This window comes from Streptomyces chilikensis, from assembly GCF_001642695.1.
GTDB lineage: Bacteria > Actinomycetota > Actinomycetes > Streptomycetales > Streptomycetaceae > Streptomyces > Streptomyces chilikensis.
Genome location: NZ_LWCC02000164.1, coordinates 3,518 through 13,839 on the forward strand (window position 1 = coordinate 3,518; position 10,322 = coordinate 13,839).

11 protein-coding genes and 1 pseudogene are annotated in these 10,322 nt (G+C 76.1%); 6 read left to right on the forward strand and 6 right to left on the reverse strand.

The window, feature by feature from the left end:
* Positions 1 to 5 precede the first annotated feature (5 nt).
* Together A2U95_RS30140 and A2U95_RS30145 are read right to left on the reverse strand one after the other, a co-directional pair.
* Positions 6 to 971: a TauD/TfdA dioxygenase family protein gene (locus tag A2U95_RS30140; RefSeq protein ID WP_166028892.1), complete on the reverse strand. Its 966-nt coding sequence runs from the start codon at positions 969 to 971 to the stop codon at positions 6 to 8.
* 68 nt (positions 972 to 1,039) lie between these two features.
* Positions 1,040 to 1,552, reverse strand: a complete 513-nt coding sequence (locus A2U95_RS30145; protein WP_166028894.1) for a GNAT family N-acetyltransferase — start codon at positions 1,550 to 1,552, stop codon at positions 1,040 to 1,042.
* Between the two features lie 81 nt (positions 1,553 to 1,633).
* Here A2U95_RS30145 and A2U95_RS30150 point away from each other — a divergent pair, with 81 nt between their 5' ends.
* Genes A2U95_RS30150 through A2U95_RS30160 form a run of 3 tightly spaced genes read left to right on the forward strand, consistent with a single transcriptional unit; the run spans position 1,634 to position 4,343 of the window.
* On the forward strand, positions 1,634 to 2,791 hold the full coding sequence (locus tag A2U95_RS30150) for a M20 family metallopeptidase (protein WP_166028896.1): 1,158 nt from the start codon (positions 1,634 to 1,636) through the stop codon (positions 2,789 to 2,791).
* Complete coding sequence (locus A2U95_RS30155) at positions 2,788 to 3,957, forward strand: amidase (protein ID WP_166028898.1); 1,170 nt, start codon at positions 2,788 to 2,790, stop codon at positions 3,955 to 3,957. Before A2U95_RS30150 ends, A2U95_RS30155 begins: the two co-directional genes overlap by 4 nt.
* An 11-nt stretch (positions 3,958 to 3,968) precedes the next feature.
* The gene (locus A2U95_RS30160) at positions 3,969 to 4,343 is read left to right on the forward strand and encodes a VOC family protein (RefSeq protein WP_166028900.1); all 375 of its coding nucleotides are present in this window, start codon (positions 3,969 to 3,971) and stop codon (positions 4,341 to 4,343) included.
* Here the strand turns inward: A2U95_RS30160 and A2U95_RS30165 are convergent.
* Positions 4,318 to 5,988, reverse strand: a complete 1,671-nt coding sequence (locus A2U95_RS30165) for a TlrC/CarA/OleB/SrmB family ABC-F type ribosomal protection protein (RefSeq protein ID WP_166028902.1) — start codon at positions 5,986 to 5,988, stop codon at positions 4,318 to 4,320. The genes A2U95_RS30160 and A2U95_RS30165 overlap by 26 nt on opposite strands.
* A 180-nt stretch (positions 5,989 to 6,168) precedes the next feature.
* The gene (locus tag A2U95_RS30170) at positions 6,169 to 6,912 is read right to left on the reverse strand and encodes a TetR/AcrR family transcriptional regulator (RefSeq protein ID WP_240958408.1); all 744 of its coding nucleotides are present in this window, start codon (positions 6,910 to 6,912) and stop codon (positions 6,169 to 6,171) included.
* A gap of 134 nt (positions 6,913 to 7,046) precedes the next feature.
* On the opposite strand from A2U95_RS30170, the gene A2U95_RS30175 reads away from it, so the two are divergent.
* The gene (locus A2U95_RS30175) at positions 7,047 to 7,265 is read left to right on the forward strand and encodes a hypothetical protein (protein WP_166028906.1); all 219 of its coding nucleotides are present in this window, start codon (positions 7,047 to 7,049) and stop codon (positions 7,263 to 7,265) included.
* A 149-nt stretch (positions 7,266 to 7,414) separates the two neighbouring features.
* On the opposite strand, the gene A2U95_RS33185 is transcribed toward A2U95_RS30175, so the two are convergent.
* Both A2U95_RS33185 and A2U95_RS33190 read right to left on the reverse strand, forming a co-directional pair.
* On the reverse strand, positions 7,415 to 7,936 hold the full coding sequence (locus tag A2U95_RS33185) for a tetratricopeptide repeat protein (protein ID WP_240958410.1): 522 nt from the start codon (positions 7,934 to 7,936) through the stop codon (positions 7,415 to 7,417).
* Positions 7,922 to 8,425: pseudogene (locus A2U95_RS33190) on the reverse strand (GNAT family N-acetyltransferase); the annotation flags it as partial. The pseudogene A2U95_RS33190 and the gene A2U95_RS33185, both read right to left, overlap by 15 nt.
* A gap of 112 nt (positions 8,426 to 8,537) precedes the next feature.
* On the opposite strand from A2U95_RS33190, the gene A2U95_RS30185 reads away from it, so the two are divergent.
* Together A2U95_RS30185 and A2U95_RS30190 are read left to right on the forward strand one after the other, a co-directional pair.
* Entirely contained in the window at positions 8,538 to 9,245 is a 708-nt protein-coding gene (locus tag A2U95_RS30185) for a thiamine pyrophosphate-dependent enzyme (RefSeq protein WP_166028908.1), read from the forward strand.
* 37 nt (positions 9,246 to 9,282) lie between these two features.
* A complete protein-coding gene (locus tag A2U95_RS30190) occupies positions 9,283 to 10,200 on the forward strand; it encodes a transketolase family protein (RefSeq protein ID WP_166028910.1) in 918 nt (305 codons plus the stop codon).
* The last annotated feature ends 122 nt before the right edge of the window (positions 10,201 to 10,322 follow it).

Genomic DNA, 10,322 nt, shown 5'->3' on the forward strand with positions numbered 1-10,322 from the left:
GGCTCTCACCACACTCCCGGTTCGCTCCCCGTCAGGGGCTCGGAGGCGCGGCCGTCCACGCCCACCGGTACCTCTCCGGCCAGCATCACCCGGTGCATGATCCGCGGGGCGCCCGACACCGTGTGGTCGCTCGGCGCCAGGTGGATCGTCGAACGGTTGTCCCAGAAGGCCACGCTGCCCGGCTCCCAGCGGAAGCGGACCGTGTACTCGGGGCGGACCGCCTGCTCCAGCAGCATCTCCAGGACGCGGACGCCCTCCGCCCGCGACAGGTCCTGGATCCGCTCCAGGTAGTAGCCGTTGACGAACAGCGACCGCTCGCCGGATTCCGGATGGACGCGGACCAGCGGGTGCACCGTCGCCACCTGGTGGCCGAGGAGGTGGCGGACGTAGGCGTCCTCACCGGGGCGGGGCCGGTAGCCCACGCCGAGCCGGTGCTCCGCGCGCAGCCCGTCGACGAACGCGCGGACCGGGGCGGACAGGCCGGCGTAGGCGGCGGCCAGGTTCGACCAGGTGGTGTCACCGCCGTACGGGGGAACCGCCTCCGCGCGCAGGATCGTCGCGGCGGGCGGGTCGACGCGGGCCCCGTGGTCGCAGTGCCAGCCCCGCAGCAGGCTGTGGCGGCGGCGGTCCAGCCACTCGTCGTGGTCCATGCCGAACCGGCCGCCGAGCTCCAGCCGGTCGGCGGTGGTCTCCACCTCCGGGAACCCGGCCGGGGACGCGCTGCCGCGGCGGGGCAGCACCACCGGCTCGCCGAAACGCCGGGCCAGCGCGACGTGGGCGGCGTGGTCGAGGCGCTGCCCGTGGAAGAACAGCACCTTCCAGCGCAGCAGCGCCGCGCGGATCGCGGTCACCGTGGGCTCCGGCAGGTCGCCGGCGAGGTCGACGCCGTCGACCTCGGCGCCGATGTGACCGGCGACCGGAGCGATCCGCGGCGTCCGTCGTGGGCCGGCTGCCGTACGTGTCGTCACCATGGCCTCAGCGTCGGCGGTGGGGGAAAGCGGGCGCAAGAGGGCCTCCCCGCCTTTGCCCGGTGGTCCGTTCAGACGCCGAACGGCGCCGCGTAACGCACCGTGCCCGAGGGCAGGGGGTGGGCCGGGTCCAGGGTGAGGGCCATCAGCGCCTCGTCGGGGACGTCGAAGTTCACCCGGATGCCGTACGCGGACGCCCGGAAGAAGCCGAAGCGCGGGTAGTACGACGGGTGGCCCAGGACGACCACGTGGTGCTCGCCGCGTTCCGCCGCCGCGGCCAGCGCCGCGCGGACCAGGGCCGTGCCCACCCCCTGGTCCTGGTGGTCGGGCAGCACCGCGACCGGTGCCAGGGCGAGCGCCGGAGCCGCGCCGATGTGGCAGCGGGTCAGCACCGCGTGACCGACGAGGACCCCCCGGGCGTCCTCCGCCACCAGCGCCAGGTCGCCGAACCAGGCCCCGGGGTCGGCGCGCAGCGCCGCCACGAGGTCCGCCTCCTCGGAGGTGGGGAACGCCGCCAGGTCGACGCCGCGGACGGCCGCCGCGTCGGTCCCGGTCTCCGCGCGGACGAGCCAGGTGTGGGTCATGGTGGTCGGACCTTCCGTCGTGCCGCCAGGTGTCGCCCGGGCAGCGTACGGTGCTGCCGGAGGCCGACGAAGGGGGAGGGTGTGGACGACGTCCGCGGTTCCGTCGTCGCGCTGGCACGTGAACTGGTCCGCACGCCCAGCAGGGGCGGGACCGACGACTACGGGCCGGTGCTGGACGTCCTGGAACGGTGGCTCACGGGGCGGGGACTGCCCCACCGCCGGCTGCGGGGCCCCGACGGGACCACGGCGGGGCTGCTGGTGGAGGTCGCCGGTGGCCGGCCGGGGGAGTGGTGGACGCTCGACGCCTGCGTGGACACCGCTCCGTTCGGGGACGAGGGCGCCTGGTCCTTCCCGCCCACCGCCGGGGACGTGGTGGACGGGTGGCTCCGGGGGCGCGGGGCCGCGGACTCCAAGACGGCCGCGGCGATGTTCTGCCACCTGGCCGCCGACCTCGCCCCGCGCGCCGGCGAGCTGGCCGGGGGCCTCGCGGTGCTGCTCGACGCGGACGAGCACACAGGGCGTTTCGGCGGCGCCCGCGCCTACCTGGCAGACCCGCGGGCCCGCCGGCCGGCGGGCGTGATGATCGGATACCCGGGGATCGACGAAGTGGTGGTCGGCGGGCGGGGACTGTGGCGGTGCGTCCTCACCGTGCGTGCCCCGTCCGGGCACTCGGGAGCGCGGCGCGAGGTGGTGGGCGCGGTCTCCCGGGCGGCACACCTGGTGCGGATGCTGGACGGGACCGAACTGCCCGGCGACTCCTTCCCCCTGCCGCCACGGCTGACCGTGACCGCGATCGACGGCGGCGAGGGCTTCTCCGTCGTGCCGGACCGGTGCCGGATCAACGTCGACGTCCGCACCACCGCGGAGTTCGGGCCGCCGGAGGCCGAGCGACTGGTGCGCGCGGTCGTCTCCGCCTTCGACGCCGGGACCCCGGGGCCGGGTCCCACCGACGTGGAGCCGGTGATCTCCTGGCCCGCCTACCGGCTGGACGGGGACCGGCAGCCGGCCGCCGCCCTGCTGCGGGCGGCCGCCGACGCCGGACTGGAGGTCCGGGCGAAGGTGGCGGGGCCCTCCAACATCGGCAACCTGCTGGCCGGGGAGGGCGTGCCGGCCACGGCCGGCTTCGGCCTTCCCCACCAGGGGCTGCACGGAACCGACGAGCGGGTGGACCTGGCCGAACTGCCCCGCGTGTACGGGGTGTACCGGCGGGCCGTCCTGCGACTGCTGGGAGGACCATGAGCTTCGCCGACGACTACCCGGAGCTGACGGCACTGCGGATCGCCTCCCTGGTGCGGGGCGGGGAGGTGCGGGCCGGCGAGGTCCTGGCCGCGGCGCTCGCCCGGATCGAACGGGAGGAGCCGCGCACCCGGGCCTTCACGCAACGGTGGCCGCGGCGCGCCGCCGAGGCCGCTGCCGAGGTGGAGCGGAGGCTGGCGGCCGGCGAGGCGCTCCCCCTGGCCGGCGTTCCGATCGGGGTGAAGGCCACCGAGGGAGCGACCGCCTTCCAGACCCGCCGGCTGCTCGCCGCCGGCTGCGTGCCGGTCGGGGCCACCGCCACCCCGGGGCCGGGCACCGGCTGGCGGACCTGGGGCGCCACACCGCACGGTCCCACCCTGAACCCGCACCGCGCCGACCGCAGCCCCGGCGGTTCCTCCGCCGGCTCCGCGGCGGCCGTCGCCCGGGGCATGGTCCCGCTCGCCACCGGGAGCGACGGCGCCGGCTCGGTCCGCATCCCCGCCGCCTGGTGCTCCGTGGTCGGACTCAAGCCCACCAACGGCCGGATGCCGGCCCGGGACCGGGCGGGACTGAACACGCCGGGCCCGCTGACACGGTGCGTGGCGGACGCTGCCGCCGTGCTGGACGTCCTCACGGGGACCCCGGCCCCGGCCGGCCCCGGCACGGCCCCGGAGGAGTTGTCCGTGCTGTGGTCGGCCACCCTCGGCCTCGCGGACACCGACCCCGCCGTGGCCGGGACCGCCCGGACGGCACTGGCGCGGCTCTCGGCCGCCGGAGCGGTGCGGGTGCGGGAGGCCGAGGTGCGCCTCCCGGACCCCGCGCCCTGCTGGAGGGCCCTGCGCGGCGGGGATCCGGCGAGGGCCGAACCGCTCCGCCGCGCGCTGACCCTCGCCGTGGACGCCCTTTTCCGCGAGCACGACCTGCTGGCCACGCCGACCACCCCGAACCCGCCCCACGGACACCAGGGCCCGGGGGAGGTGATGAGCGTCGCCCTGACCTGGGCGTTCAACATCACCGGCCATCCCGCCCTGAGCCTTCCGGCGGGGCTGACGGCGGACGGCGACCCCGTGGGCCTGCACCTGGTGGCCCGTCCCGGCCGGGAGGCGGACCTGCTGTCCGTCGCGGCCGCGGCCCGGCCCGCTCACGGGACGGCCGACCTGACGGTGTGAAGAATGGGGCCATGCTGAAGATCGGATCGCTCGTCCTGGGCGTCGACGACATGGAACGGGCCCTCGCCTTCTGGACCGAGGCGCTGGACTACGTCCCGCGGAAGGAACCCGGGGACCGCTGGGCGGTGCTGGCCCCCGCCGGGGGCGCCCCCGGGCCCCGGCTCGCGCTGATGCTCAGCGGGACGCCGGTCCAGCGGCACCCCCGCGTCCACCTCGACCTCTACGCCGACGACGCCGGGGACCAGGCCGCCCAGGTCGAGCGGCTGCTGGCCCTCGGCGCCCGGCGGGCCGACTGGGACCTCTACCCCGAGGACCCCGACTTCGTGGTCCTGGAGGATCCGGACGGCAACCGGTTCTGCGTCATCGACAGGTCGCGGGGCGCGTGAGCGAGCGCACCTCGCCCCCGTCCAGCTCCAGCCGCGAGCCGGTGAACCTCTCCCGCATCCGCCGGTCGTGCGTCACCAGGACGACCGCCCCGGGATAGTCCGCCAGCGCCGTCTCCAGCTCCTCCACCAGGGCGGGGGAGAGGTGGTTGGTGGGCTCGTCGAGCAGCAGCAGGTCGACCGGCTCGACGACCAGCCGGGCCAGCTCGATCCGCCGCCGCTGCCCGTAGGACAGCTCGCCCACGCGGATCCGCAGCGCGGCGGGCTCGAAGAGCCCCAGCGACAGGAGCCTGGCGGCGTGCGCGTCCCGGTCGCCCGGCCGCCCGTGCGCGAAGGCTTCCAGGACGGTGACGGAAGGGGGCCACGGAGCCTCCTCCTGCCGCAGGTGCCCGGCCCTGCCCGGCGTCAGCACGGTGCCCGAGTCCGGTGCCAGCTCACCGGCGAGCACCCGCAGCAGGGTGCTCTTGCCCGCTCCGTTGGGCCCGGTGACCAGCAGGCGCTCACCCCGGTCGAGCCGCAGCCCCGGAACCCGCAGCCGTCCGTCCACCGCCACGTCGCGCAGTTCGGCGGCGGGCCGGGAACCGGCCTCCTCACCGGCCGCCGTGACGAGGTCCGCGTGGAAGGACAACGGGTCCGGGGGCGGCGCCACCGGCGAGGCGGTGAGCCGCTCCATCCGCTCCTTGGCGTTGCGGATCCGGCCCATCGCCCCGTGGCTGCGCCCCCGGGCGCGGAAGGCGGGGGCGCCGAAGATCGCCTTCTCCATCCTCCGCGGGATGGCCTCCAGCCGCGCCGCGCCCGTCTCGGCCAGCCGCCGGGCGCGGGCCAGTTCCTCCCGCCACTCGTCGTGGCGCTGTTGCCGGCGCCGGCGCTCGGCCGCCTTGGCGGCCAGGTAACCGGCGTAGCCGTGGCCGTGGCGGGTGACCCGGCCCTCCTCCACCTCCAGCACGGTCGAGGTCAGCCGTTCCAGGAAGACCCGGTCGTGGGTGACCGCCACCACCGTGCCGCGATGGCGGCGCAGGCGCTCCTCCAGCCGGCCCACCGCCCGGTCGTCCAGGTCGTTGGTCGGCTCGTCCAGCAACAGGAGTTCGGGCCGGGAGGCCAGTGTCGCGGCCAGCGCCAGCCGCGACCGCTCGCCGCCGGAGAGGGTGCCCAGCCTGCGCGACCGCTCCAGTCCGGGCAGCCCCAGGTCGTCGAGCGCCACGTTCACGCGCACGTCGGCGCCGTAGCCCTCGCGCGCCTCGTACCGGGACCTGAGCGCGGCGTAGGAGGCCAGCGCCGAGTCCAGTTCGGGGCCGGGCGGCAGATCCGCCAGCGCGGTCTCCTCGTGCCGCAACCGGTCCTCCATGACCCGCAGTTCACGCAGCGCCAGGTCGACGGCGTCCTGCACGGTCGCCTCGGGCGGCAGCGCGAGGGTCTGCGGGAGGTACCCGACGCCACCGGGGGCCACGACCGTGACCTCCCCGGAGTCGGGGCGCTCCGCCCCCGCCAGCAACCGGAGCAGGGTGGACTTGCCGGCCCCGTTGTCGCCGACGACACCGGCCTTCTCGCCCGGGGCGAGTGAGAAGGACACCTGTGAGAGCACGGTGCGGTCGTCGTACCGCTTGGAGACACCGTGCAGGGAGAGCTGGGATGAGAGTGACGCGCGCATGAGCAGCCCCTCGCCTCTCGGCATGCCGAGATGTGAAGTCCGGAAAGTGGAGGCGGGCAGCACCGGTCCACGGCGGAGCCGTGCTCGACGCCGTGGCGGTGCGGGGGCTGTCACAGAGAACCCATGGGCGAGAAGGTACCGGCGCCCGGCGGGCCGTGCCACCGATTTCCCGGCCGGCCGTCAGCCCAGGAGCCGGGTCAGGTGGTACTCCAGCACCGCACGGGCGTCGGCGAGGCGGCGGCGGCCGTGCAGCACGTCCGTGCCGAGGCCGGTGGCACCGGCCACCAGCAGGTCGGCCTCGCGGGCCGGGTCCACGCCGGGCGCCGCGTGGCCGGCGTCCCGTGCCGCCTCCAGGAGGGAGGCGACCAGGTCCTCCAACGGGTGCTGGTCCGGCAGGAAGACCGCCGCGAGGGCGGAATCGGTGAGGCTGCGCGCGTAGTAGGCGTTCAGCACCCTCAGCGAGAAGGCGCGCTGGTCGTCCAGGGGGAGGAACTCGTGCAGCACGGCGGTCAGCAGGGACCGGGGGTCCGTGGTGCCCGCCGGAATCCGCCGCCTGGCGTGCCGTTCGTTCTCCGCGTGCAGCCTGCGCAGCGCGTCCAGCAGCAGGTCGTGCTTGGAGGCGTACTGGTACTGCACCATCCGCAGCGACATCCCCGCCGTGCCGGCGATCCTGCGCATGGTCGCCGCCTCCAGCCCGTGCTCCGCCGCGATGCGCCACACCGCCTCGGCGACGCGCCGCCGCTTGGCGGACCGGTCGTCGGTCCCTCCCGCGGCCGGAGCCGCGACCGGTCCCGCCGCCGACCTGCGCCGCCGGTAGGCCCGCGCCTGACAGCTCCGCGAGCAGTACAGCGGGGGCCGCCCGCGCCCGGTCACCGCCACCGGTGCGCCGCACACCCGGCAGGAACGCTGGATTTCGTCACGCACGCGGTCATCTCCCGGGAAGTGAGAATGTGTGAGGAAAGGGCTTCTCCGCTGGGGAACGGACGCGGTCTCATGGGTACGCCCGTAACGCATGCAACGTACCAAGAGGCCACCTCGACCCGTAGGAGAAGCGCTCCGTGAAGTACGACCTTCTGCAAGTCGTCGGCATGATCCTGCTCGCCCTCGCCGTCCAGGGGCTGATCCGGCTGCTGGTGGACCACCAGGACCTCGGGCTGCTGCGCGGCCTTCCCGGTGGCTTCGCCCCCGCACTCGCCGTCCACGTCGTGGTCACGGTGGCCGGAGCGCTCCTGGCCGGCTGGTCCCACGGACGCGCCAAGGCCCTCGGGCGCCGCTGAACCCCGGCCGCCCGCGGGAGGAGGGGCGCGGGGCGCCCGGACCGGTCACCCGCCGGGAGCGAGGGCGTGGAACTCGCCGTCTTCCGGGCCGGCGGGCGCCTGACGGTCCACGGCGTCCGGGGAGAGGTCCTCGAAGCCGGCGGGGGCGCTCAGGCCGTCGCGTCGAGATCCGCCGCGTAGAACTCGATCGCCCGCCGGTGGGCGCGCACGCCGGGGTCCGCGCTGGTGGCGGCGAGGAGCCGGAGCAGGAGGGCCGTCGCCTCCCGGTGCTCCCCGGCGTCGTGGAGAGCCAGGGCGAGGAAGGCACGCAGGCCGCCGTCGTCCGGGAACTCCTCGACGCCCTGACGCAGGGTGCGGACGGCGTCGGCGCGGCGTCCGAGCACCCGGTAGGTGCTGCCCAGGCCGAGCAGCGCGCCGCGCCGGTCCTGCTCCGGGAGGCCGGGGAGGGAGACGGCCCGCTCGTAGAACGGCACGGCCTGCGCCTCCAGCCCGAGGACGTCGTGCGCCCAGGCCGTCTGGTAGGCGGTCCGGGCGTCCCCCGGGAACTCGGCGGCCAGGGCCAGCAGCCGCCGCCGGGCCTCCTGGTGCTCGCCCGCCTCCCGGAGCCGGACCGCGTCCGCGAGCCGTCCGTCGTCGTCCGGCGCCGCGCCGGCCGTCACCGCCTTCCGCATGGCGACGCGGGGCCACGCGTCGAGGCCGTGCGCGGCCTCCCGCCCGCGCACCTCCCGCAGTTCCGGTCCCCACTCGTCCTCGGGGAGGACGGCGAAGCCCAGGCGGGAGTAGTAGGGCGCGTTCCACGGCACCTCGGCGAACGTGGTGAGGGTCAGGGCCGGCACACCCCCGGCCGCGGCGTGCCGTTCCAGGTGCTCGAGGAGGGCGCGGCCGATGCCGCGGCGCGCGTGGCCGGGGTGGACGGTGACCTGCTCGACGTGGAGGGCACCGTCCACCGGCTCGGCCACCAGGTAGGCGACGGGCGCGTCCGCCGCGTCCACGGCCACCCAGGCGAGCCCGGCCTCCCGGTACCGCTCGAGCCGGCCGAGGGGCAGGGGCTCGTCCTCGGCGACGGACGGCATGCCGATCCCGGCGAACAGGCGGCCGGCGGCACGCTCGATCTCCTGGAGCAGGGGCAGTTCCTGGGGGCGCACGGGTCTGGTTCTCACCCGCGGATTGTCGCCGAGGAACGGCGGGACGCCCACCCGGTTCCGGCGCCCGGCGGGGTCGTCCTCCGGCCGCGCTTGACCTCAACCTCGCTCGAGGTCGCACGCTCGTCGCATGAACACCGACACCGCACGGGCACACCTCCACGGCTACGGCGAACTGCCCCGGCTGATGGGCCTGATGACCGGAGACGAGAAGCACGGCCCCGCCGCCACCTCCACCCTCGACGTCCTCTGGGTCCTCCACGACCGCGTCCTGCGGATCTCGCCGGAGCGGACGGACGATCCGGAACGGGACCGGTTCCTGCTGTCCAAGGGACACGGCCCGATGGCCTACTACGCGGTCCTCGCCGCCAAGGGGTTCCTCCCCGTCGAGCGGCTGCCCGGCTTCGGCTCCTACGACTCCCCGCTCGGCCACCACCCGGACCGCACCCTGCTGCCGGGGGTCGAGATCGGCAGCGGATCGCTCGGGCACGGTCTGCCGATCGCCGTCGGCGAGGCCCTCGGCCTGCGCGCCCAGGGCCGCCCGGACCCGGCCGTCTGGGTGCTGGTCGGCGACGCCGAGCTGGACGAGGGGAGCAACCACGAGGCCATCGCCTTCGCGGGCCCCGCGGCACTGGACCGGCTGCACGTCGTCGTCGTGGACAACGCCTCGGCCAGTCACGCCCGCCCCGGCGGCATCGCGGCCCGTTTCGAGGCGGCGGGCTGGTCCGTCGTCACGGTGGACGGCCACGACCACGAGGCGCTGCACGCCGCCTTCACCCGCCCCCACCCCGGCCGCCCGCACGCCGTCGTGGCGCGGACGCGCTCCAAGAACGCCTGAGCCAGGAGGGCCAGGGAACAGGAACGGGAGAACACCGATGGACACCATGCGCGACCGCTTCGCCCCGGTGATGACCGAACTGCTCGACGAGGACCCGCGGGTCGCCGTCGTGCTCGCCGAGATCGGCCGGGACGGCTTCGCCGAGGCCGCCCGCCGCCACCCCGACCGGGTGATCAACGTGGGCATCCGCGAGCAACTGCTGATCGGCGCCGGGGCGGGACTGGCGCTGACGGGCCTGCGGCCCGTCCTGCACACCTTCGGCAGCTTCCTGGTGGAGCGGCCCTTCGAGCAGGTCAAGCTGGACCTGGGCCACCAGGACGCCGGCGCCGTCCTGGTGAGCGGCCTGGGCTCGTACGACTGGCCCGCCGGCGGATTCACCCACATGGCGCCCGGTGACGTGGCGCTGCTCGACACCCTCGACGGCTGGACCGTGCACGTCCCCGGACACCCCGACGAGGCCGAGGCGCTGCTGCGGCACGCGGTCGCGGCGGGCGACGACAAGGTGTACGTCCGGCTCTCCGTCCAGACCAACGCCGAGGCGCGCCCGGTGGACGGCGCGCGCTTCCTCACCGTGCGCGGCGGCGGCTCGGGCGTGGTGGTCGCCGTCGGGCCGATGCTCGACCCGGTGCTCGACGCCACCCGGGGACTGGACGTCACCGTCCTCCACGCCACCACCGTGCGGCCCTTCGACGGGGAGGCGCTGCGCCGGGCGACCGGCGCGGCGGGCGCCGACGTGGTCCTGGTCGAGCCCTACCTGGCCGGCACCTCCACGGCCGCCGCGAACGACGCCCTCGCCGACGTCCCCCACCGGATCCTCGGCCTGGGCGTCGCCCGTCGCGAACTGCGGCGCTACGGCACGATGGAGGAGCACGTCGCCGCCCACGGGCTCGACCCGCACGGGCTCCGCCGGCGGATCACCCGGTTCCTCGACGGGGCCGCGCGGGGCGGGAGCTGACGCCGGGCCCGGCCCGCGACCGCCCCGCACCGGGCGCGGAAGCGGCCTCCCCCCGGCGGACGGAGGTCCCGGCGGCGGTGCCGGCGCGGTGCCGGTCGCCGGCCGGGACGTGCCGGCGGGGG

Bases quoted from the DNA above. Each gene is read 5' to 3' on its own strand.
- A2U95_RS30160 (WP_166028900.1), top strand. From the start codon at position 3,969: ATGCTGAAGATCGGATCGCTCGTCCTGGGCGTCGACGACATGGAACGG.
- A2U95_RS30185 (WP_166028908.1), top strand. From the start codon at position 8,538: ATGAACACCGACACCGCACGGGCACACCTCCACGGCTACGGCGAACTG.
- A2U95_RS30165 (WP_166028902.1), bottom strand. From the start codon at position 5,988: ATGCGCGCGTCACTCTCATCCCAGCTCTCCCTGCACGGTGTCTCCAAG.
- A2U95_RS30145 (WP_166028894.1), bottom strand. From the start codon at position 1,552: ATGACCCACACCTGGCTCGTCCGCGCGGAGACCGGGACCGACGCGGCG.
- A2U95_RS30140 (WP_166028892.1), bottom strand. From the start codon at position 971: ATGGTGACGACACGTACGGCAGCCGGCCCACGACGGACGCCGCGGATC.
- A2U95_RS30155 (WP_166028898.1), top strand. From the start codon at position 2,788: ATGAGCTTCGCCGACGACTACCCGGAGCTGACGGCACTGCGGATCGCC.
- A2U95_RS33185 (WP_240958410.1), bottom strand. From the start codon at position 7,936: ATGCGGAAGGCGGTGACGGCCGGCGCGGCGCCGGACGACGACGGACGG.
- A2U95_RS30190 (WP_166028910.1), top strand. From the start codon at position 9,283: ATGGACACCATGCGCGACCGCTTCGCCCCGGTGATGACCGAACTGCTC.